The 21583-nt window shown below is 71.4% G+C and carries 18 protein-coding genes; 6 read left to right on the top strand and 12 right to left on the bottom strand.

From position 1 onward, the window contains the following. Window positions 1-22 precede the first annotated feature (22 nt). From AB0O76_RS32980 to lipB, 3 genes are all read right to left on the bottom strand, one after another. The gene (locus AB0O76_RS32980; protein WP_135328862.1) at window positions 23-226 is read right to left on the bottom strand and encodes a hypothetical protein; all 204 of its coding nucleotides are present in this window, start codon (window positions 224-226) and stop codon (window positions 23-25) included. A 336-nt stretch (window positions 227-562) separates the two neighbouring features. After that, window positions 563-1528, bottom strand: a complete 966-nt coding sequence (locus AB0O76_RS32975) for a lipoyl synthase (RefSeq protein WP_266867766.1) — start codon at window positions 1526-1528, stop codon at window positions 563-565. Window positions 1529-1629: 101 nt separating this feature from the next. After that, window positions 1630-2451, bottom strand: coding sequence for a lipoyl(octanoyl) transferase LipB (gene lipB / locus AB0O76_RS32970; RefSeq protein WP_365498812.1), 822 nt, complete (start codon window positions 2449-2451; stop codon window positions 1630-1632). A 220-nt stretch (window positions 2452-2671) separates the two neighbouring features. Here lipB and AB0O76_RS32965 point away from each other — a divergent pair, with 220 nt between their 5' ends. After that, the gene (locus AB0O76_RS32965) at window positions 2672-4117 is read left to right on the top strand and encodes a regulator (RefSeq protein WP_365498809.1); all 1446 of its coding nucleotides are present in this window, start codon (window positions 2672-2674) and stop codon (window positions 4115-4117) included. An 87-nt stretch (window positions 4118-4204) separates the two neighbouring features. On the opposite strand, the gene AB0O76_RS32960 is transcribed toward AB0O76_RS32965, so the two are convergent. The 3 genes from AB0O76_RS32960 to AB0O76_RS32950 form a co-directional block, all read right to left on the bottom strand. Next, window positions 4205-6334 carry a family 20 glycosylhydrolase gene (locus AB0O76_RS32960; RefSeq protein WP_365498806.1) on the bottom strand — a complete coding sequence of 710 codons (2130 nt, stop codon included), beginning with the start codon at window positions 6332-6334 and terminating at the stop codon, window positions 4205-4207. Between the two features lie 262 nt (window positions 6335-6596). Next, a complete protein-coding gene (locus AB0O76_RS32955; protein WP_365498803.1) occupies window positions 6597-7937 on the bottom strand; it encodes an NAD(P)/FAD-dependent oxidoreductase in 1341 nt (446 codons plus the stop codon). A 188-nt stretch (window positions 7938-8125) separates the two neighbouring features. Further along, on the bottom strand, window positions 8126-9073 hold the full coding sequence (locus AB0O76_RS32950; RefSeq protein WP_365498800.1) for a TIGR01777 family oxidoreductase: 948 nt from the start codon (window positions 9071-9073) through the stop codon (window positions 8126-8128). A 62-nt stretch (window positions 9074-9135) separates the two neighbouring features. On the opposite strand from AB0O76_RS32950, the gene AB0O76_RS32945 reads away from it, so the two are divergent. After that, complete coding sequence (locus tag AB0O76_RS32945; RefSeq protein ID WP_365498797.1) at window positions 9136-9624, top strand: GNAT family N-acetyltransferase; 489 nt, start codon at window positions 9136-9138, stop codon at window positions 9622-9624. 109 nt (window positions 9625-9733) lie between these two features. After that, the gene (locus AB0O76_RS32940) at window positions 9734-10834 is read left to right on the top strand and encodes a PP2C family protein-serine/threonine phosphatase (protein WP_365498794.1); all 1101 of its coding nucleotides are present in this window, start codon (window positions 9734-9736) and stop codon (window positions 10832-10834) included. Here the strand turns inward: AB0O76_RS32940 and AB0O76_RS32935 are convergent. Beyond that, window positions 10831-11529 carry a TetR family transcriptional regulator gene (locus AB0O76_RS32935; protein ID WP_365498791.1) on the bottom strand — a complete coding sequence of 233 codons (699 nt, stop codon included), beginning with the start codon at window positions 11527-11529 and terminating at the stop codon, window positions 10831-10833. The two genes, AB0O76_RS32940 and AB0O76_RS32935, sit on opposite strands and share 4 nt — an antisense overlap. Window positions 11530-11674: 145 nt before the next feature. Here AB0O76_RS32935 and AB0O76_RS32930 point away from each other — a divergent pair, with 145 nt between their 5' ends. Then, on the top strand, window positions 11675-12466 hold the full coding sequence (locus AB0O76_RS32930; RefSeq protein ID WP_365498788.1) for an SDR family NAD(P)-dependent oxidoreductase: 792 nt from the start codon (window positions 11675-11677) through the stop codon (window positions 12464-12466). Window positions 12467-12758: 292 nt separating this feature from the next. Next, on the top strand, window positions 12759-13532 hold the full coding sequence (locus AB0O76_RS32925) for a peptidoglycan recognition protein (RefSeq protein WP_365498785.1): 774 nt from the start codon (window positions 12759-12761) through the stop codon (window positions 13530-13532). Between the two features lie 217 nt (window positions 13533-13749). Here AB0O76_RS32925 and AB0O76_RS32920 read toward each other — a convergent pair whose 3' ends face one another. After that, complete coding sequence (locus tag AB0O76_RS32920) at window positions 13750-14274, bottom strand: DUF4240 domain-containing protein (RefSeq protein ID WP_365499114.1); 525 nt, start codon at window positions 14272-14274, stop codon at window positions 13750-13752. Between the two features lie 132 nt (window positions 14275-14406). On the opposite strand from AB0O76_RS32920, the gene AB0O76_RS32915 reads away from it, so the two are divergent. Further along, window positions 14407-15345: an SDR family oxidoreductase gene (locus AB0O76_RS32915; protein ID WP_365498782.1), complete on the top strand. Its 939-nt coding sequence runs from the start codon at window positions 14407-14409 to the stop codon at window positions 15343-15345. Between the two features lie 9 nt (window positions 15346-15354). Here AB0O76_RS32915 and AB0O76_RS32910 read toward each other — a convergent pair whose 3' ends face one another. The 4 genes from AB0O76_RS32910 to sucB all read right to left on the bottom strand — a co-directional run. After that, the gene (locus AB0O76_RS32910; RefSeq protein WP_365498779.1) at window positions 15355-16329 is read right to left on the bottom strand and encodes a WYL domain-containing protein; all 975 of its coding nucleotides are present in this window, start codon (window positions 16327-16329) and stop codon (window positions 15355-15357) included. Between the two features lie 81 nt (window positions 16330-16410). Continuing rightward, on the bottom strand, window positions 16411-19116 hold the full coding sequence (aceE, locus tag AB0O76_RS32905; RefSeq protein ID WP_365498776.1) for a pyruvate dehydrogenase (acetyl-transferring), homodimeric type: 2706 nt from the start codon (window positions 19114-19116) through the stop codon (window positions 16411-16413). 292 nt (window positions 19117-19408) lie between these two features. Further along, window positions 19409-20032, bottom strand: a complete 624-nt coding sequence (locus AB0O76_RS32900) for a GntR family transcriptional regulator (protein ID WP_135328877.1) — start codon at window positions 20030-20032, stop codon at window positions 19409-19411. 137 nt (window positions 20033-20169) lie between these two features. Continuing rightward, window positions 20170-21583 (bottom strand): 2-oxoglutarate dehydrogenase, E2 component, dihydrolipoamide succinyltransferase (sucB, locus tag AB0O76_RS32895; protein ID WP_365498772.1); only part of this gene is annotated, 1414 nt, incomplete at its 5' end.

The following is a 21583-nucleotide window of genomic DNA, read 5'->3' as shown; positions in this document are numbered from 1 at the left end:
GTCTACGTGTCCCTGGAAGTGACTACGACGTGCGGGTTGTCATCGCCTCTTCGAGCACGCGCAGCGCCTCGGCCCGGTCCTTGGCGCGGCGCCGGTCGTCGAGCACGGACGTCCAGGCGTTGCGGCGTGCGGTGCGCTGGCCGCCGCTCATGAGCAGCGACTCGACGGCACGCAGTGCGTCGGTGACGGACGGGATGGCGGTGGCGCGTACGGGCGCGGCCTGCATGGTGGGGCCCTCCTGAGCGGCTATGGGTAGGGCTGTACGTGGGGTAATTCCAGGGTCACTGATTGGTGTTACCAGGGCGTGACCGACCGGTCAAACACCGATGAAGCCTTGACGCTGAGCCGCAAAACGCTGACGCGGCCCATACGGTCCCCTCACCTGCGGGGACCGTATGGGCCGCGTCATATCAGCCTCTACTCGGTGGTAGCCGCTTGTGCGCCGATTCACACAGTCGGCCTGTCGTCCGGTTCGGACCACCTGGCTCGTCCGGTTCGGACCACCGGCTCGTCCGGATCGGACCACCGGCTCGCCCGGTTCGGACGACCGGGCCCGCCCGGATCAGACCGCCTGCGCCGCCACGTACGAACCGCGCTTCTCGATCGCCATCTGGTACAGGCGCCCGGCGCGGTACGAGGAGCGGACCAGCGGCCCGGACATGACCCCGGAGAAGCCGATCTCCTCGGCCTCCTCCTTCAGCTCCACGAACTCCGCCGGCTTGGCCCAGCGCTCCACGGGGTGGTGGCGCGGAGTCGGGCGCAGGTACTGCGTGATCGTGATGAGCTCGCAGCCCGCGTCGTGCAGGGCGTGCAGCGCCTCGCTGATCTCCTCGCGCTCCTCGCCCATGCCGAGGATGAGGTTCGACTTGGTGACCAGACCGGCCTCACGGGCCCGCGTGATGACCTCGAGCGAGCGCTCGAAGCGGAAGCCGGGGCGGATGCGCTTGAAGATGCGCGGCACGGTCTCCACGTTGTGCCCGAGGACCTCGGGGCGCGAGGAGAAGACCTCGGCCAGCTGGTCGGGGTCCGCGTTGAAGTCGGGGATGAGCAGCTCGACCTTGGTCTTGCCCTCGGCGCGCTCCGCCGTCATCGCGTGGATCTGGCGCACGGTCTCCGCGTACAGCCAGGCGCCGCCGTCCTCCAGGTCGTCGCGGGCGACGCCGGTGATCGTGGCGTAGTTCAGGTCCATCGTGACGACGGACTCGCCCACGCGTCGCGGCTCGTCGCGGTCCAGGGCCTGCGGCTTGCCCGTGTCGATCTGGCAGAAGTCGCAGCGCCGGGTGCACTGGTCACCGCCGATGAGGAAGGTGGCCTCGCGGTCTTCCCAGCACTCGTAGATGTTGGGACAGCCCGCCTCCTGGCAGACCGTGTGCAGACCCTCGCTCTTCACGAGGTTCTGCATCTTGGTGTACTCGGGGCCCATTTTCGCCCGGGTCTTGATCCACTCGGGCTTGCGCTCGATGGGGGTCTGAGCGTTCCGGACCTCCAGGCGCAGCATCTTGCGTCCGTCGGGTGCGACTGCGGACACATCGGCTCCCTGTAGCTTCGATTCTTCGGCGTACATCAGGGTACGCCCGTGATGTCGTTGGGCTTACGTTCGGCCAACCTCTGGCCGACGGGGTGCATTCCCTAGGCGGTGGCCTTCTCGGCCTCGGGCTGCTTGGCACTCTCGATGAGGCGCGGCTTGAGCTCCGCGTTCTCCAGGATGTCCCGCAGATGCCGCTCGGCGACAGGCAGTACGTCGGCGATCGTGATCTCGCGGCCCATTTCGTACGAGAGCGAAGTCACGCCCGCGTCGCGGATGCCGCACGGGATGATCTTGTCGAACCAGGTGCTGTCCGGGTTCACGTTGAGCGCGAAGCCGTGCATCGTCACGCCCTTGGCGACGCGGATGCCGATCGCGGCGATCTTGCGGTCCTCGCGGCGCTGGCCCGCGTTGGACGGTGCGTACTCCGGGCCGTTGAGCCGGGGGTCGAACTCCTCGTCCGCGACCCGCGGGTCGAAGTCCAGGTTCAGCCCGCCGAGCGCCGGGCGCTTCTCCACAGGGTCGCCGAGAACCCATACGCCGCTGCGTCCCTCGACCCGCGAGGTCTCCAGGCCGAACTCCGCACACGTACGGATAAGTGCCTCTTCCAGACGGCGCACATGTGCTACGACGTCCACCGGGCGCGGCAGCTTCTGGATCGGGTAGCCCACGAGCTGGCCCGGGCCGTGCCAGGTGATCTTTCCGCCGCGGTCCACGTCGATGACGGGGGTGCCGTCCAGCGGGCGCTCACTGGGGTCCGTACGGCGGCCCGCCGTGTAGACCGGCGGGTGCTCGAGGAGCAGGCAGGTGTCGGGGAGCTCGTCGGCGAAGCGGGCGGCGTGTACGCGGCGCTGCTCGTCCCAGGCCTCCTGGTACTCGACGGAGTCCGGGCCGAAGCCCAGCCGGACGAACTCAATCTCACTCACGGCAAGTGCCTCCCTAAAACCTTCACCGTGCACATATCGCGCCCCGAGCCACTGTACGGGCAGCAGATTCCCGTCAGTCCTCCGGTCAATCCTCACACGATCGGATGAATGCAGGTCGAAGGTCGCGATGAGGGCGTTGAGGGCGGCTACATTCACGCCGTTCACAGAGCCATAAGGGCTGCTCAAGGCAACGCCCGAAAGGCAGGAGACCGCACAGCTGATGACGGAACGACCTCCGCAGCGCACGCCCAACCGCCAGCTAGCCGCGCTCATCTCAGAAGCCGGCTTCTCCAATGCGGGGCTCGCGCGCCGCGTCGATCAGCTGGGGCTCGAGCACGGTCTCGATCTGCGGTACGACAAGACATCGGTGACCCGCTGGCTGCGCGGGCAGCAGCCGCGCGGCACCACGCCCGCCCTGATCGCCGAGGTCTTCACCCGGCGGCTCGGCCGGCGCCTGTCCGCCCAGGACCTGGGGCTCGACGCGTGCGCGCCGGTGTACGCAGGGCTGGAGTTCGCGGCCACACCCGAGGAGGCCATCGACATCGTCGGTGGGCTCTGGCGCAAGGACTCCGGGAGCCATGCCGAGCTGCGGAAGATCGCGTTCACCCCGGCCGGGCTCGTCGTCCCCAGCAGGGACTGGCTGATCGGCCGCGCCGACGACCGGGTGGGCCGCGGCGACCACGGCACCGGAGGCCTCCGCGTGCCCTCGCAGGGGCGTCCGGCCATACCGCGTCAGCGCAAGGAGCCCGAGCGCGGTGCCGGGGCGAAGGTGAGCAGCGGTGACATCGCCGCCCTGCGCTCCGTCGGCGAGCTCTTCCGCGCGCTCGACCACGCGTACGGCGGCGGGCACGCCCGGCAGGCGCTCGTGCGCTATCTGGAGCACGAGGCCGAGCCGATGCTGCGCGGCAGCTACGGCGAGCAGGCCGGGCGGCGGCTCTTCGCGGCCGCCGCAGACCTGACCCGGCTCGCGGGCTGGACCTCGTACGACATCGCGGCGCACGGCCTGGCCCAGCGGTACTACGTCCAGGCGCTGCGCCTCTCGCAGGCGGCGGGGGACCGGGCGTACGGCAGTTATGTCCTGGTCACGATGAGCCGCCAGGCCGTCTACCTCGGGCACGGGCGCGAGGCGGTCCAGCTGGCGCGGGTGGCGCAGCAGGGCGTCGGCTCCGCGGCGCCGCCCGTCGTGCAGGCCCTGCTGCACTCCGTGGAGGCGCGGGGGCACGGGGTGCTCGGGGAGGTGCGGGCGTGCACGGCGTCGATGGTGCGGGCCGAGCGTGCGCTCGAAACCGCGCGGCCCGGTGACGAGGTCCCTTACTGGGCGCGGTTCTTCGACGAGGCTCAGCTCGCGGACGAGTTCGGCCACTGCCACCGGGACCTCCAGCAGTACCGGGTGGCCGCCCAGCACGCGGAGCGCTCGCTTCAGCTGCGGGGCGCCGGCTATGCCCGCAGTCGGCTCTTCTGCCGGGTGGTGCTCGCCTCCGCGCGCCTCGCCCTGGGCGAGCTGGAGCAGGCCTGCCAGTTGGGCGCGGAGGCGGCGCAGGCGGCGGGCGAGATGCGGAGCGTCCGCGCGGTCGAGTACGTACGGGACTTCGAGCGGCGCCTTGAGCCGTACCGCGACGCGGCACCGGTGCGGGGGTACCGGGACAAGGTGGCGGCGCTGGGGTGAGTCCGGGGCCGCCGGTACGTGGCGCGACGTAAGAAGTAAGGGGCGGGGCACTTGGTGCCCCGCCCCTTACACGTCGCTCCTTGTACGTCACTTCAGGCGCGCGACCGCCTCCGGGCTCAACGCCTCGTCCCACGTGGTCAGTTCATCGAGGTCGCCCCGCAGGCTCGCGGTCTCCGTCCCGATGGACCGCAACGGCAGCGGGATCGACGCCGCGACCGACCCGACCCGCTCTCCTTCGGCGTACAACGTGGTGCGACCCTCGGTCGTCACCCAGGTCAGTCGTGTCCAGCGGTCCAGGGGAACGGTGTAGTCGAAGCTGTGGTCCGCCGAGCCGTAGCGCGTGAAGCCGACCTTGCCGGTGCCGTGCTGCATCAGCTTCAGGGCGCCCGCCTTGGAGCTGAGGAGCACCTGGTCGGTGGTCCGGGCCGAAGGGCGGACCCGGACCGACACCGTCCAGGGCTCGGCGACGTCGAGACCGCCGAAGCCCACGCCGTCCCGGTCGGAGTCGAAGCGCCAGGCCTGACCGCGCACGCCGGGCACGGGCGTCGGGTTGTCGATGATGTAGGAGGTGCCGGGCAGGGCGCCCGCCGTGTCCTCGGCGAAGATCGTGTTGCCGGGGCTTCCCGCGTACGTCCAGCCGCTCGGGTACGACGCGTCGTCAAAGGTCCAGTGGTGGCTGGGGCGCCCCTCGACGCGCGGCGGGACCGGCGCGGGCGTCGTTCCCGGAGGGTCTCCGATGCGGGCGGCGCGTGCCCTGAAGTCGGCGAGCGTGTCCGGTGTCGCGGACTTGTTCCAGGCGCGGTCGGCGAGGATCGCGCGGGCGCCCGCCATGCTCTTCTCGAAGTAGCCGTCGTCGGCCCAGAAGTTGTAGTCCGCCCAGTTGGTGAGGCCGGAGCCGAGCATGTCGGGGTCGGTGTTCGGGGCCCAGCTGTCGTACATCCAGGGCTCGTCCGGGTAGAGGTGGTGGTAGTTGTTCGGGGTGTCGTAGAACGGGCCGATGGCGATCTCGTCGTGGCCGGGGATGGCGGGCTCGGCGCCCGTGCCCTCCCAGGTGAGGAAGACGACGGGGGCGTGCACCTTCTGCTGGGGCGCGGTGAGGTGCTCGGAGCCGTTGTAGACGGCGGTGCGCTTGCCGTGCGAAGCGACCACGTCGTCCAGGGTGTTGATGTAGCGGTTGAGCAGGTCGCCGAGGGTGGAGACGTCGGGGGCCGACGCGAGGTAGTCCTTCACGCGCGGGCACTCGGCCAGCTGGCCGGGCACTTCCTCCGCGCCGATCGAGAAGAGCGGCGCGTCAAACCAGCCCGCGAACTCGTCGACGATCTCCTTCGACTTCGCGACCGCCTTGTCGCTGGTCATGTCGATGATCCAGTCGGGCGTGAGATGCGAGTGCGTGTGCGCCCCCGTGCAGGCGTTGGCGCCGGAACCGAAGCCGATGCCGAAGGCCTCGCTGATCACGGTGGCATGGCCGGGGAGTTCGAGGCCGGGCATCAGCTGGACGTGGTGGCGGGCCGCGAAGGACTTCAGGTGCTCGATGTCGGCGCGGCTGTAGCTGTGCTCGGGGTCGGCGAGGCCCGGGAACTTGGGGCTGTAGAGGCGGAAGCCCTCGGACTCGGAGAGGTGCAGGAAGAGGGTGTTGAGCTTCTGGTCGCCCATCCTGCGGATCAGGTTCTCCAGGTAGGAGATCTTCCAGTACTTGCGGCCCGCGTCGAGATGGACCATGCGGACGGCCTGCGCGGGGCGGTCGGTGGAGCGGGCGCGGGGGACCTCGCGGTGGTCCTTCGTGTCGGTGGCGCGCAGGAGTTGGAGGAGGGTGCGCGTGCCGTAGTACAGGCCGTGGGTGGACGCGGCCCTGATGCGGATCGGGCTCGCGCTGTCGAAGGCGTAGCCCTCGGCGCCGAGTTGGCCGTCGGCGGTGAGGCCGAGCGTGATGTCGCCGTCGGCGGGGCGCCCCGTGTCGTCGCTGATGCGGGGTGTGATGCCCGTGACCTGCTTGATCTCCGTACGGAGCTGGGTGGCGAGCTGCTGTACGGACTGTCGTGCGGGGCCCGGCAGTTCACTGCGTCCCGAGGGGAGCGCGGTGGTGGATTCGGTCCGTGGGTCGATCAGGATGCGGGTGCGTTCGGTGATCTGCGTACGGCCGTCGAGCGCGGTCCAGTCGGTGGGGCGGGGGACCACGGAGGGGACTGAGGTGTCCTCGGCGGCTGTGGCGGTTGGCAAAGAGAGACCTCCCATGAATAGGCCGAGGATGAGCGATATCACCGGCATGGTGCGACGCATGCGAGTCCTCCCGCGGCTTGGCGATCCGGTGGGACCGTAGCTGTGGGATACCGGTGTGGCAAGGGAAGTTGCAGGGGTGGGTGAGGTCCCATTGATCGTACGAAGATGGCGTACGGGAGGGGGGAAGCCCCCGTGTGGGGGCACGGGGGCTTCCGGGGGAGTGGCCCAGAGATCGGATGGATGGGGGCGACTCAGAGGCGCGTCAGGCCGCGAGCGGCAGAGGACTCGCCCCGTACGGGGGGTGCACGCCGAAGTCCGCGAGCGCCGCCCGCGCCGCGCGGCGCCCCGAGTGCAGGGCCCCTTGCACCGTGCTGGTGTCCCGGTGGTCCCCGCACACGTAGAGCCCCGAGAGCAGCCGCACCGGGCGGCGCAGGTCGTGCGGGGGCGGCATCGCGGGCACGGCCTCGCGGGTGTGCTGGACGGCGAGCGGCTCCCAGCGGGCCGTCGACGTGCCGTAGAGGTCGGCGAGATGGGCGAGGACGGCCCGCTCGTCGGGCGGCGGGCCGAGGACCGTCGAGGAGATGAGGGCGCGTCCCGCGGGCGCGCGCGAGGGGTCGACGTGGCTGACGACGGCCGTGTGCGCGACAGGGCCCGAGCGGTCGGCGTCGAGCAGCAGCGCGGGCTCGGCGAGCGGCGGCTCGGGCGCGGCGTGGTGCAGGACGGTCACCGGGTGGAAGGACGGCACGCGCAGGCCGGGCAGGAGCTCGGCGGCGGCACGGGCGTCGGTGGCGAGCAGGACGGCGCGGCAGGGCAGTTCGCCGTGGTCCGCCGTCGTGACCGAGGTGGTGGACACGTCGGTGACGCGTACGCCGGTGCGCACCGTCCCCGGCGGCAGCGCGGCCGCAAGGAGCTCGGGGACCACTTCGGCGCCGCCCTCGGGCAGGCACAGGCGGCCGCGCGCGTAGGAGTGCAGGGCGAGGTCCGCGCACCGGCTCGACGTGGTCAGGTCCGGGTCGCACAGGAGGGCCGAGAGCAGCGGGCGCAGGAAGCCGTTGACGGTGCGCGGCGGCAGGCCGCGGGCGAAGAGGGCGTCCGCCGCGGGGAGTTCGGGGCGCGCGAGGATGCGCTCCACGGGCGTCGCCGCGAGCCTGGCGAGCGCCGCGGCGAGGCGGGCCTGGTCGAGGGCGCCGCCGAGCGGGGCGGCGCGGGGCGCGGTCCTCGTGGCTCGCGGAACTCGGGGGGCGCTCGCGAGGGCGCGCGCCGTCGTGAGTGCGCCCCTTGCGCCCCGTGTGCTCGTGGGCTCGACGGCGCGGTGGTGCCGGCCGTCGCTGTGCACCAGGATGGCGGGGGCGAAGGGCCGCAGCACGAGGGCGTCGAGCGCCGGCGTGTGACGCAGTTCGGGATACGACGTGGTGAGCAGCTGACCGACCCTGTCGAGCCGGAACCCGTCGACCTTCTCCGTGGACATCCGTCCGCCGACGTAAGGGGCGGCCTCCAGGACTACGGTCGTTACACCGGCGCTGGTCAGCTGGTGGGCGGCCGCCAGTCCCGCGACCCCCGCTCCCACGACGACGACATCCGCTTGGTGCGCAGGGTCTAGCACGTGCCCCTCCCCGAGGTTGCGCGGCTGCTGGGGACGTCATGCCCTCAACAGGGCTCCGGAATACCCGAGTTCCGCACGAGGGTAGGAGCCGGACCGGCCAGCGGCAGTCGCGCATCGACCGGGCACGGTCGCACGACGGTCGCACGGCGATCAGGGGCGTGCCGTCGTTGCCTTGATGCCGCGCGGAGTCATCGCCGCAGTGCCGCGCGGATCGTCTCCTCGATGCCGGGGAACGCGAACGAGAATCCGGACTCCAGGAGCCGGGTCGGCAGTACCCGCTGGCTGCCGAGCACATCACCGGCCATCTCGCCGAGCACGATCCGCAGCGCGGGCTCCGGAGCCGTGAAGAACGTGGGCCGGTGCAGCACCCGACCCATCGCGGCCGTCACCTCACGGTTGGTGAGCGGATCGGGCGCCGTCAGGTTGAACGGCCCCGACAGGTCGTCCCGGTCCAGGAGGTGGCGCAGCGCGGCGACCTCGTCGTGCAGCGAGATGAAGCTCCAGTACTGGCGGCCGTTGCCCAGGCGTCCGCCGAGCCCCGCCTTGAAGAGCGGGAACAGCCGCCCCCAGGCGCCGCCCTCACGCGCCACCACCAGGCCGTTGCGCGCGAACACCGTGCGGATGCCGGCGTCCTGGGCGGCGGCCGCGGCGCCCTCCCACTCCACGCACAGCGACGGCAGGAAGCCCTCTCCAGGAGGTGCGCTCTCGTCCACCGCGCGCTGACCGGTGTCTCCGTAGTAGCCGATCGCGCTGGCGGACAGGAACACCCGCGGCGGCTCGTCGAGCGCGGCAGCGGCGGCGGCGAGCGTCGCGGTGCCGAGGACCCTGCTGTCGCGGATCTCCTGCTTGTACGCGTCCGTCCAGCGGTGGTCGCCGACCCCGGCCCCCGCCAGATTGACCAGCGCGTCGCAGCCCGCGAGCCCCGCCGTGTCGACGTACCCCTCCTCGGGGTCCCAGCGCACCTCGTCCTTCGTACGAGGTGCGCGCCGCACGAGCCGCACCACCTCATGTCCGTCGTCGGCGAGGGCGCGGGTCAGCGCCGTCCCGATGAGGCCGGACGCACCGGCGACCGCGATGCGCAGCCGTCGCCCTGACGACGCCGACGCTGCTGATTTCCTGGGCTCGGTGGGCTCCATGGAGCCATCCTGCCGTGAAATCGCACCTCGGGGCCTCAGGGGGCCGCCGTACAGTTGCGCCCATGCCGGATATGCACATACGCACCGCTCTGCCGGACGACGAAGAAGCCCTCGGCCGTATCGACCGCGCCACCTGGTCCACGCTGCACGCGGTGCAGCCGGCGCCGCAGCCGCCACATCCGCCCTTCTTCAACGAACGCTTCGGCCCCCACGACCATCTGGTCGCCGAACTGCACGGCGAGGTCGTCGGGTACATCAGGCTCGGCTATCCCACGCCCCTGCTCGCCAACGCCCACGTACGCCAGATCCTGGGCTTCGCCGTCACCGACAAGGCGCGCGGCAAGGGCATCGGGCGTGGCCTGGTCAGGGCCGTGGTGGAGGAGGCCCGACGGCAGGGCGCGCGGCGCATCACCCTGCGGGTCCTCGGCCACAACACTCCGGCCCGGACGCTCTACGAGTCCGAGGGGTTCGTGGTCGAGGGAGTGCTGCCGGGCGAGTTCCTCCTGGACGGTGCCTACGTGGACGACGTGCTGATGGGCCGCCCCCTCTGACGCACCACTCCCTGACGCACCGGAGACCGGCCCCCTGAAGGACCGGCCCGGCGTGCGGTCGCCACGCGCGCGTAGGAGCGTGAAGAGGTAACCCGGAAGGAGCGAACCGATGATCAGGGCCGCGGCCAGTCGTCGGGACCGCGAGGAGCCGAGCCGGCTGCGCGAAGCGCCGCGGCCCCGCTGGGTGCGCGGGGCTCCGCCGCTGCTCCTCGCCGCGATCTGCGTGATCCAGCTGGCCACCCCGGAGGCGGTCGACCTTAGCTTCCTGCTCGCGGCCGTCCCGCCGATGGCGGCGCTTTCGTACGGCGCGTCCGCCACGGCCCTCTTCGGCGGCATCGTGATCATCCTGCTCTCCTTGCCGGGCTTCGGTCTCGGCCGCCCCGGGGAGAGCGATCTGCTGACCGTCGCCTTCGCGGCGTTGCTCAGCATCGTGTTCGCCTGGGTGCGCAGCCGGCGCGACGCCCAGCTCGTGACCGTCCGCACCGTCGCGGAGGCCGCCCAGTTCGCCGTCCTTCCGCCGCTGCCGGAACGCGTGGGCCCGGTGCGCTGCGCCGGGCTCTACCGCGCGGCACAGGGCGGGACCCTGGTGGGCGGCGATCTCTTCGACGTACGCAAGGGGCCGTGTGGCGTACGGGCCCTTGTCGGCGATGTGCAGGGGCACGGTCTGGAGGCCGTGGGCACGGTCGCCTCGCTGCTCGGCGCCTTCAGGGAGGCGGTGCTCGACCAGCCCGACCTGGAGGGGGTGGCCGGACGGCTCGACCGCCGTCTCGTGGTCGACTCCGAGCAGGCCGAACACGCCGAACTCTTCGCCACCGCCGTGCTCCTGGAGTTCCGCGACGACGCCGCCGAGGTGCGGCTCGTCTCCTGCGGTCACCCGCCGCCGCTGTTGCTGCGCGGCGGCACCGTGGAGGAGCTCGATGTGGCACCGGGACCACCGCTGGGTCTGGGGATCGCCGGTGTCGCGCCGCCTGAGGAAGTGAGCGTGGCGCTGAAGCCCGGTGACCGGCTGCTTGCGGTCACCGACGGGGTGACCGAGGCGCGGGACGCGTCCGGCGCCTTCTATCCGCTGGCCGAACGCCTCTCGACGTTCCCCGTGGAGGTGTGGGACAACCCGGCGGTGCTGACGTCCGCGGTCTGGCGGGACCTCGTGCGGTTCTCCGGCGGGGTCGGGGACGACGTGGCGCTGCTGGCGTTCGCGGTGGAGCTCTAGGCGCGGGGAGCCGGGGGAGCGGGGGGAGCCGGGGGAACCTGCGGGTTCTGGGGAGCGGCGAGGAGCCGCAGGCCGCCCGTCAGCTCCCGCAGGCAGTGCACCGCGAGGGCTGCGGGGGAGCCGGGTCCTTCGGCGGGCGCGTCCGTGGCGGCCCAGGTCTCCAGAGCCAGGCGGACGGCGTCCGTGGCGGCGGCCGCCGCCAGGCGTACGTCCAGTGGGTCGGCGGCGTCCCCGGCGAGCCGGGCGAGCACGGGGACCAGCTGCTCCTCGGACTCCTGGTTCACGCGGTACCAGACGGCACGCAGGGCCGGATCGTCCTGCGCGGCGCGCAGCAGGCCCCGCGTCCACTCCAGGGACTCGACGGCGCGGTCGTCCGCCGCGGTGAGCGCGTCGGCGATGGACCGCTCCAGGGCCGTCGCCACCCCGGCGGCCGGGTCGAGCCCGGCCAGGTGGGTGCGCCACTGGGCGCCGCCGCCCGCGAGGAGCGGGCCGACCGCGTCCTGCTTGTTGCGGAAGTACCGGTAGAAGGTGCGCAGTGCCACCCCGGCCCGGCCCGCGATCTCCTCGGCCGTGGTGCCGTCCGGGCCGCGCTCGGCGAAGAGCTCGGCGGCGGCGCGGGCGATGTCGAGCTGCGTGGCCGCTTTGCGGCGCTCGGTCAGCGACGGTTGCGATGGCTGCGTCGGTTGGGTGCTCACGCCCGCAGCCTACGCGTGGACATCACCCTGATACATGAATTGTCGACATGGCAAAACATGCCACTCGGGCGTACATTGAAATGAGACCGGGAGGGCCGGGGCCATCGACGGACCCGGGGGCCCGGAGCTGATCGGAGGCAATTTCATGAACCGCTACGAAGGCCGTCGCGCACTCATCACCGGTGGCGGCTCGGGCATCGGCCAGGCCACCGTCCTGCGGATCCTCGAGGAGGGCGGCAAGGTCGTGGCCGCCGACGTCAGCGAGGCCGGCCTGAAGGACACCGTCGAGAAGGCGGGCGCGGCGGCCGACCGGCTCACCACGCTTGTCGTCGACATCTCCGACGAGACCTCGGTGCGCGAGGGTGTCGCCGCGGCGGTCACCGCGCTCGGCGGCCGCGGCCTTGACGTACTGGTGAACGCGGCGGGTGTGCTCCGCTCCTCGCACACGCACGAGACGAGCCTGGACTCCTTCAACCGCGTCATCCAGGTCAACCTGGTCGGTACGTTCCTGGTGATCCGCGAGGCGATACCGGCCCTGCTTCAGGGCGACGGCGCGGCGGTCGTCAACTTCAGCTCCACGTCCGCGATGTTCGCGCACCCGTACATGGCGGCGTACGCGGCGAGCAAGGGCGGCATCCAGTCCATGACGCACGCGCTGGCCAGTGAGTACGGCAAGCAGGGCATCCGCTTCACCGCCGTCCAGCCCGGCTCCATCTCCAGCGGCATGACCGACGGCAGCGGCGCCAGCAGGCAGAGCGTGGGCCCGGGCCTGCCCGAGGACGCGGACATGAGCCTGTTCATGAAGCTCGCCCCGGCCATCGGCCAGGGCTTCGCGGGACCGGAGTCCGTGGCCTCCGTGGTCGCGATGCTCGGCTCCGAGGACGGCAAGTTCATCACCGGCACCGAGGTCCGCATCGACGGCGGCACCCACTTCTGACGGACGGCGGCACGGGCGGGGTCCGAGCGGGAGCCGCTTCGGGACGAGCCGCGCCGGGTGTCGCTCGGCCAATCCATGCCGGGTGCCCGTTCAGCCAAGTGGCATACCGCGGATCGCGGGTGGGGCCGACCGGGCGGAGAGTCGGGCCATGCGTGTCTTCCGAGGTATACCCGTGAGGCGCGTGCCGTCCTCGGTGCGTGCTGCGGGGGCCCGAGCGGTGGCGGCAGGCCGGTCGGCGCCGGCGGCCCGAGCGGCGCGTGTCGTGCTGTGCTGTGTGCCAGGGGCTGCGGCCGTGTCGCTGCTCCTGATATGTGCGGTGTCCGTGGGGCCGGGGACAGCGGCGTGGGCCGGCGGGCCGGTGGAGTTCGGCGGGGTCACCGGGGCGGCGGTCGGCGTGAAGGGGCGGGACTCCCTGATGCCGGCGGCGGCGACGCGGGTGCGGCGGCCCGCCCGGCATCCGGCGGCGCAGCCTCCCGTGGTGCTCCGCGCCGACTGGCTGGCCGACGGGGTGCAGGATCCGCCGCCCGCCCGGTACGCGGACCGGGTCGACGCGGTCTTCGTGCACCACACGGACTCGCCGAACGGTTACGACTGCGCGGATGCCCCGCGCATCATCCGCTATCTGTACGTGGGGCAGGCGGAGGGCAGGGACTGGGACGACATCGGTTACAACTTCCTGGTCGACCGGTGCGGGACCATCTACGAGGGGAGGGCGGGCGGGATCGACAGAGCCGTGGTGGGGGCGCACACGCAGGGCTTCAACCGGGGGTCGGTGGGGATCGCGGCGATCGGGACGTTCACGGAGGGGACACCGGTTCCCCGGGCCATGACCGACGCGGTGGCGGCGCTGGCCGCGTGGAAGCTCGGGCTGTCGGGCGTCGACCCGCGGTCGACGGTGCGGCTGGTCTCCACACACAGCCTCAGCAAATACCGGGCGGGCAGCAGCGGCCTCTTCCGGGCGATCTCCGCGCACAAAGACGGCTACTACACGTACTGCCCGGGCGCGGCCCTGACGGCTGCCCTCCCTGCGATCAGGGAGAAGGCGGCGAGACTGCAGAGCCGATAACGCGGAACGCGAGCGGACGGGCCGAGCCTCGCACGAGCCGAGCTGCACGGGCCGAGCCCTGCACGGGCCGAGCCTCGCACGAGCCATTCACGAGCCGAGCCCCCGCACGAGCCCAAGCCCCCGCACGAGCCAGCCGGGCCACGGGCCAGCCGGGCCACGGGCCAGCGGGCCAAGGGCCACGAGCCAGCCCCGGGCCGCGGGCCAGTCAAGCCAACGGCTAGTCGACGCCGCCGAACGCAACCCAGAGCTTCGGGTAGCGCTGTGTCATCGCGCTTTCGTCCTCGAAGTCGAGCGGTGTGCCCTCCGGCTCCGGCGGGGCCGGTGCGATGCCGAGGTCGGGGGTGACGACGCCGGTGAGCTGCTCGTACGCCTCGTCCGCGGCGTACCCGAGCTCCTCGCCGTCACCGTCGATCTCCTCGTCGAAGTCCTCCAGGAGATCCGCAAGCGAGTCGGGGTCGTGCAGGGCGCCCTCGAAGACCTCACGCCCCTGGCCGATCAGCCAGCACCGGAAGTAGTCGAAGGCGTCGTCGCTCGCGCCGCCGAGCAGGATCCAGGCGGCGCCCCAAAGGTCCCAGCGGTAGGCGCGGTTGTAGCGCGCCTCGAAGTGACGGGCGAAGTCGAGCACCATGTCCGGCTCGAGTTCGAGCAACCTCTCGGTGAGCAGGTCGGCGTGGTACTCGGGGTCGCCCTCGGCGGCCACGCGGGTGCGGTCCACGATCTCCCAGAACTCCGTCTCGTCCATCACGGGACAAGCATCGGTCCTGGGGGATGGGTACGCACGCGGAGTGCGGCGGATGCGACTGTCTCGTTATGCGTGCACATGCCCATGGAAAACCCGACAGCAGATGTCGGCATTGGGTGGAAGCCTCGGAGTATGGACAACACAAGCGCACTGCCGCACGCACTGACCGGAAAGATCGCCCTCGTCGCCGGTGCCACCCGTGGCGCGGGCCGGGCCATGGCCGTGGAGCTCGGCCGCGCCGGGGCCACCGTGTATGTGACGGGACGGACGACCCGCGAGCACACCAGTGAGGTCGGCCGCGCCACCGAGACCATCGAGGAGACCGCGGAGCTTGTCGACGCTGCCGGCGGCAAGGGCATCGCCGTACCCACCGATCATCTGGAGCCCGAGCAGGTCGAAGCCCTGGTCGAGCGGATCGACCGGGAGCAGGGTCGCCTCGACATCCTGGTCAACGACATCTGGGGCGGCGACGGCTATGTCGACTGGGACAAGAAGATGTGGGAGCACGACCTCGACAAGGGGATGCGCGCCCTGCGCCTCGGCGTCGAGACACACATCATCACCAGCCGGTACGCGCTGCCGCTGCTCATCAGGAACCCCGGCGGCCTGGTCGTCGAGGTCACCGACGGCACCGCGGAGTACAACGGCAGCAACTACCGCAAGCCCTTCTACTACGACCTGGCCAAGTCGGCCCCGCTGCGGATGACACGCGGCCTCGCCGAGGAGGTCAAGGAGTACGGCTGCACGGCGCTCTGTCTGACCCCCGGCTGGCTGCGCTCCGAGGCGATGCTCGACACCCACTTCAAGGTCACCGAGGAGAACTGGCTCGACGGCCGCAAGCAGAACCCGCACTTCGCGATCTCCGAGACGCCGACCTTCGTGGGCCGCGCCCTCGCCGCGCTCGCCTCCGACCCCGAGGTGGCCCGCTGGAACGGAAAGTCGCTCTCCAGCGGCGGCCTCGCCAAGGAGTACGGCTTCACGGACGTCGACGGTTCGGCCCCCGACGCCTGGCGCTACCTCACGGAGGTCGACCAGGAGAGCAAGACCGCCGACGTCACCGGCTACCGGTAAACCAAGGGTTCAGGAGCCGTAGAGCCCGGCCATCCGCGCCGCCGCCTGCGTGAATCGCGCCCGCAGACCAGCGGGCGCGATCACCTCCGCCTCCGGCCCGAGCGCCATGAGCTGGGTGAACGCCACGTCCTCGTTCTCGACGGGCAGCGTGACGCGCACCCGGCCCGCGGCGTCGGGCTCGCCCGCCGACTCCATCGCCTCGCGCGCGGACGTGGGATCGGTGGCGTACGGAAGGTGCCGCACCCCCGCCTCGGAGAGCCGCACCACGACCTCGGACCGCAGGATCGCCCGCGCGAACTGTGCCGCCCGCTCCTCCCAGAAGCCCGGCAGGTCGAACTCCTCGTCGCGTACGAAGCGTTCCTCGCCGGCGGCGACCGAGGCGAACCGGTCGATGCGGTACACGCGGTACGCCCCGGAGTCGGGAACCCGCGCGCACAAGTACCAGACGCCCGCCTTGAGTACGAGCCCGTAGGGCTCCAACTCCCGCTCCACCTCGGCCTCTTGGCGCCGGTAGCGGGCGGTGACCCGGCGGTCGTCCCACACCGCGTCCGCGATCGCGGGCAGCAGTTCGGGAGCGGGCGTCTCCTTGAACCACCCCGGCGCGTCCAGATGGAACCGCTGCGAGGCGTTCTGCGACGCGTCCCGCAGCGAGGGCATCAGCGCCGCCGACACCTTCAGACGGGCCGCCGACGCCGCGTCCTCAAGGCCCATCTCCCGCAGTGCGCCCGGCACTCCGGACAGAAACAGCGCCTCCGCCTCGCTGCGCCCGAGCCCCGTCAGCCGCGTGCGATACCCGCCGATGAGCCGATAGCCACCGGTCCTGCCCCGGTCGGCGTACACCGGAACACCCGCCTCCGACAGCGCCTGCGCGTCCCGCGTGATGGTCCGCTCGGACACTTCGAGCTCGGCGGCAAGCTCGGCGGCGGTCATGGAGGGCCGTGCCTGAAGCAGCAGCACCATTTTGATGAGGCGGGCAGCGCGCATGGACCCATGATGCCGGTGCGGGCATACAGGCGCGGGCCCCTGCCACCCGGCAGGGGCCCGCACACACAACAAGCCGAAGGCTTACAGGCCGTACTTGGCCCGGGCTTCCTTCACCGCGGCAGCGGGCACCTCGCCACGACGGGCGAGCTGAGCCAGCGCGGCCACGACGATCGACTCCGCGTCGATGCCGAAGTGGCGACGCGCGGCGTCACGCGTGTCGGAGAGGCCGAAGCCGTCCGCACCGAGCGAGGAGTAGTCCTGCTCGACCCACTGAGCGATCTGGTCGGGGACCTGCCGCATGTAGTCGGAGACGGCAAGCACGGGACCCTGCGCACCCTCAAGTGCCGTACGCACGTAGGGAGTACGCTCCTCGCCGCGCAGGATCGCCTCGTCCGCCTCCAGGGCGTCGCGGCGCAGCTCGGTCCAGGAGGTCGCGGACCACACGTCGGCGGCCACGCCCCACTCCTCGGCGAGCAGTTTCTGCGCCGCAAGCGTCCAGTGGATGGCCGTGCCCGAGCCGAGCAGCTGGATGCGCGCGGCGTTGGCTGCGGGGGAGAGCCCGGCCGTCTCGGCGGTGTTGAACCGGTAGAGACCGCGCACGATGCCCTCGTCCACACCCGCGGGCTTCGCGGGCTGCGGCATCGGCTCGTTGTAGACGGTGAGGTAGTAGAAGACGTTCTGGTCCTCACCGGGGGCCGCATCGCCGTACATCCGGCGCAGACCGTCCTTGACGATCGCCGCGACCTCGTAGGCGAAGGCAGGGTCGTACGACATCGCGGCGGGGTTCGTCGCGGCGATCACCGGCGAGTGGCCGTCCGCGTGCTGCAGACCCTCACCCGTCAGCGTCGTACGCCCTGCGGTGGCGCCGACGAGGAAGCCGCGGCCGAGCTGGTCGCCGAGCTGCCACATCTGGTCGGCGGTCCGCTGCCAGCCGAACATCGAGTAGAAGATGTAGAAGGGGATCATGGCTTCGCCGTGCGTCGCGTACGACGACGACGCGGCGATGAAGTCCGCCATGGACCCGGCCTCGGTGATCCCCTCGTTGAGGATCTGGCCGTCCTTCGCCTCGCGGTAGTACATCAGCTGGTCGCGGTCGACCGGCTCGTAGTTCTGGCCCTTGGGCGAGTAGATGCCGAGCGACGGGAAGAGCGACTCCATGCCGAAGGTGCGCGCCTCGTCGGGGACGATCGGCACCCAGCGCTTGCCGGTCTCCTTGTCGCGGATCAGGTCCTTGACGAGACGTACGAACGCCATGGTCGTCGCGATGGACTGGCTGCCGGAGCCCTTGTCGAACGAGGCGAAGGCCTTGTCGGCGGGGGCGGGCAGCGGCGCGAGGGGCTGCGTGCGGCGGGCCGGGGCCGGACCGCCGAGGGCCGCGCGGCGCTCCTGGAGGTAGCGGACCTCGGGGGAGTCGGCGCCCGGGTGGCCGTAAGGCACCTGGCCGTCGATGAACTGGCTGTCGGTGATGGGCAGTTCAAGGAGGTCACGCATGTCCTTGAACTCGTCCACCGTCAGCTTCTTCATCTGGTGGTTGGCGTTCTTGGACTCGAAGCCCTTGCCGAGCGTGAAGCCCTTGACCGTCTGCGCGAGGATCACGGTCGGCGTGCCCGTGTGGGTCAGCGCCGCACGGTAGGCCGCGTAGACCTTGCGGGCCTCGTGGCCGCCGCGCGAGAGGTGGAAGCACTCGCTGATCTTGTCGTCGCTGAGCAGCTGGCCGAGGGCGACGAGCGCGGGCTCGGCGCCGAAGAAGTGCTCGCGGATGTAGGCGGCGTCGCGCGTCGCGTACGTCTGGAACTGGGCGTCCGGCACCTCGCGCAGGCGACGTACGAGGGCACCGGTCGTGTCCAGCTGGAACAGCTCGTCCCAGGCGTTGCCCCACAGCACCTTGATGACGTTCCAGCCGGCGCCGCGGAACTGGGCCTCCAGCTCCTGCACCACGCGGAAGTTGGCGCGGACCGGGCCGTCGAGGCGCTGCAGGTTGCAGTTGATGACGTAGGTGAGGTTGTCGAGACCCTCGCGCGCGGCCAGTGCGAGGGCCGCCGTCGACTCGGGCTCGTCCATCTCGCCGTCACCGAGGAACGCCCATACGTGCGAGGCGGAGACGTCCTTGATGCCGCGGTTGGTGAGGTAGCGGTTGAAACGCGCCTGGTAGATGGCGGAGAGCGGACCCAGACCCATCGACACGGTCGGGAACTCCCACAGCCAGGGCAGACGGCGCGGGTGCGGGTAGGAGGGGAGGCCGTTGCCGCCCGCCTCCTGCCGGAAGTTGTCGAGGTGCGTCTCGTTCAGACGGCCGTCGAGGAAGGCGCGGGCGTAGATGCCGGGGGATGCGTGGCCCTGGATGTACAGCTGGTCACCCGATCCGGCGGCTTCCCCGGACTCCTTGCCCTTGAAGAAGTGGTTGAAGCCGGTCTCGTACAGCCAGGCGGCCGAGGCGAAGGTGGCGATGTGGCCGCCGACGCCGTGCTTGCTGCCCCGGGTGACCATCGCGGCCGCGTTCCAGCGGTTCCACGCGGCGATCTTCCGCTCCATCTCCTCGTCGCCGTCGATGGACGGCTCGGCGGAGGTGGGGATGGTGTTGACGTAGTCGGTCTCAAGGAGCTTGGGCAGCGCCAGGCCCGCGCCCTCGGCGCGCTCCAGCGTGCGGCGCATCAGGTATGCGGCACGGTGCGGCCCGGCCGCCTGCGTAACGGCGTCCAGGGAGGCCTGCCATTCGGCGGTCTCCTCGGGGTCGCGGTCCGGGAGCTGGTCGAGCTCGCTCGGCTGGATTGCGGAGGGGTCGGTCATGTCGCCGCCTTCCTGAGTCGGAGGGGGTCCCCTGTTTCGGTAAGGGGTGGGGGTGCCCTAGGTCTTTGGCAGGACAGGGCTGGGGCTCTGGTGAGGGCCCGTCGAAGACTCTAACTCCGTGATCGATGATCGATCAAAGGGTTGAAGGCGAAAACTCCTTCATATTCAGAAAGTAGGCATCCGGTGCCAGGAAAGCGGGCACCCGGTGCCTTGGATTTGAAGGGTTTACGCAGGTGAGGGCACGTTTGCAGGGGTGCGGCCACGGATGAGCGGGACCGCTACGGGAGGGGCGTCAGGCGCGCGGCGCGCAGCCGAGCACGTGCGCCTTCACCAGCTCCGCGATCGCGGGGTCACGCCTCCGGAAGGCCGACACCAAGGCCTCGTGCTCCTCCGCGTACGACTGCTGCACAGTCCCCAGCCAGCGGATCGACAGCGCGGTGAAGACCTCGATGCCGAGGCCCTCCCAGGTGTGCAGGAGCACGGAGTTGTCCGCGGCCCGCACCAGCTCCCGGTGGAAGCCGACCGTGTGCCGCACCTGCGCGGTGCCGTCCGCGGCCCGGTCGGCCTCGTACAGGGCGGCCACATGGGGCTCGAGGGCCGAGCAGTCCTCGGCCAGGCTCTCGGCCGCGAGCTCCGCGGCGATCGCCTCGAGGCCCGCACGGACCGGGTAGCTCTCCTCCAGGTCAGCCGCCGTCAAGTTGCGTACGCGTACACCCTTGTTGGGCGCGGACTCGATGAGCCGCAGCGTCTCGAGCTCCCGGAGAGCTTCACGGACGGGGGTCTGCGAGACCTCAAGCTCCACGGCGATCCGGCGCTCCACGATCCGCTCGCCCGGCTTCCAGCGCCCGCTGACGATCCCCTCCACGATGTGCTCGCGGATCTGTTCGCGCAGCGAGTGAACAACGGGCGCGGTCATGTGGGCTCCTCCGGCAGGGGCAGCGCCCCAGGGCGTGGTGACCCCTAGACAATACGGCGACGCCCCCGTCCGGAAGACTCCGGACGGGGGCGTACGCGCTGATGAGACGAGTCTTACAGCCCTACGGGGCGGTAGGACTACAGACCGAGCTCGACCTCGAACTCGCCGGCCTCCAGGATCGCCTTGACCGCGGTCAGGTAACGGGCGGCGTCCGCGCCGTCCACCAGACGGTGGTCGTAGGAGAGCGACAGGTACGTCATGTCACGGACGGCGATGGTCTCGCCGAGGTCCGGGTGGTTGATGACGACCGGACGCTTCACCGTGGCACCGATGCCCAGGATCGCGGCCTGGTTCGGCGGCACGATGACCGTGTCGAACAGGGCGCCGCGCGAACCGGTGTTGGAGATCGTGAAGGTGGCGCCGGACATGTCGTCCGGGGTGAGGCCACCGCCACGGGCCTTGCCGGCCAGCTCGGCGGTCTTCTTCGAGATACCGGCGATGTTCAGGTCGCCCGCACCCTTGATGACCGGCGTCATCAGACCCTTCTCGGCGTCAACGGCGATGCCGATGTTCTCCGAGTCGAAGTACGTGATGGTGCCTTCGTCGTCGTTGATCCGGGCGTTGACGACCGGGTGGGCCTTCAGCGCCTGGGCGGCGGCCTTGACGAAGAACGGCATCGGGGAGAGCTTGACGCCCTCGCGAGCCGCGAACGAGTCCTTCGCCTTGGCGCGCAGCTTCATCAGCTTCGTGATGTCGACCTCGACGACCGAGGTCAGCTGGGCCTGCGAGTGCAGCGCCTTCATCATGTTGTCGCCGATGACCTTGCGCATGCGGGTCATCTTGACCGTCTGGCCGCGGAGGGGAGAGACCTCCAGGGCCGGGGCCTTCGACGCGGCATGGCCAGCGGCAGAACCCGTGGCGGCGGCCGGAGCCGGGGCGGCCTTCCTGGCCTCGGCGGCGGCGATGACGTCCTGCTTGCGGATGCGGCCACCGACGCCGGTGCCCTTGACGTCCGCGAGGTTCACGCCGTGCTCACCCGCGAGCTTGCGGACCAGCGGAGTGACGTACGCGCCGTCGTCGGCGGGCGAGGTCGCGGCGGGCGCGGCCGGAGCAGCCGGGGCGACGGGGGCCGGGGCCACCGGGGCCGGAGCGGCGGGCGCGACCGGGGCAGCAGGCGCGGCCGGGGCCGGGGCCGGGGCCGGAGCGGCGGGGGCAGCCGGAGCAGCAGGCGCGGCCGGAGCCGGAGCCGGAGCCGGAGCGGCCGGGGCGGCCGGAGCCGCAGCCGCCGGAGCGGCACCCGCGGCGCCGATGACGGCGAGCTTGGCGCCGACCTCGGCGGTCTCGTCCTCGCCCACGACGATCTCGAGCAGCACGCCCGCGGCCGGGGAGGGGATCTCGGTGTCGACCTTGTCCGTGGAGACCTCGAGCAGCGGCTCGTCCTCGGCGACCTCTTCGCCCACGGCCTTCAGCCAGCGGGTGACGGTGCCCTCGGTGACGGACTCGCCAAGGGCGGGCAGCGTCACGTCGGTGCCGGTGGCGCCACCGGCCGGG

The organism is Streptomyces sp. NPDC086554 (genome assembly GCF_040686095.1).
In the GTDB taxonomy this organism is placed as follows: Bacteria; Actinomycetota; Actinomycetes; order Streptomycetales; family Streptomycetaceae; genus Streptomyces.
This window is presented reverse-complemented; position numbering and strand designations above follow the sequence as displayed.

Bases quoted from the DNA above. Each gene is read 5' to 3' on its own strand.
- AB0O76_RS32980 (WP_135328862.1), bottom strand. From the start codon at position 226: ATGCAGGCCGCGCCCGTACGCGCCACCGCCATCCCGTCCGTCACCGAC.
- AB0O76_RS32965 (WP_365498809.1), top strand. From the start codon at position 2,672: ATGACGGAACGACCTCCGCAGCGCACGCCCAACCGCCAGCTAGCCGCG.
- AB0O76_RS32950 (WP_365498800.1), bottom strand. From the start codon at position 9,073: ATGGAGCCCACCGAGCCCAGGAAATCAGCAGCGTCGGCGTCGTCAGGG.
- AB0O76_RS32945 (WP_365498797.1), top strand. From the start codon at position 9,136: ATGCCGGATATGCACATACGCACCGCTCTGCCGGACGACGAAGAAGCC.
- AB0O76_RS32940 (WP_365498794.1), top strand. From the start codon at position 9,734: ATGATCAGGGCCGCGGCCAGTCGTCGGGACCGCGAGGAGCCGAGCCGG.
- AB0O76_RS32930 (WP_365498788.1), top strand. From the start codon at position 11,675: ATGAACCGCTACGAAGGCCGTCGCGCACTCATCACCGGTGGCGGCTCG.
- AB0O76_RS32920 (WP_365499114.1), bottom strand. From the start codon at position 14,274: ATGGACGAGACGGAGTTCTGGGAGATCGTGGACCGCACCCGCGTGGCC.
- AB0O76_RS32915 (WP_365498782.1), top strand. From the start codon at position 14,407: ATGGACAACACAAGCGCACTGCCGCACGCACTGACCGGAAAGATCGCC.
- AB0O76_RS32910 (WP_365498779.1), bottom strand. From the start codon at position 16,329: ATGCGCGCTGCCCGCCTCATCAAAATGGTGCTGCTGCTTCAGGCACGG.
- aceE (WP_365498776.1), bottom strand. From the start codon at position 19,116: ATGACCGACCCCTCCGCAATCCAGCCGAGCGAGCTCGACCAGCTCCCG.
- AB0O76_RS32900 (WP_135328877.1), bottom strand. From the start codon at position 20,032: ATGACCGCGCCCGTTGTTCACTCGCTGCGCGAACAGATCCGCGAGCAC.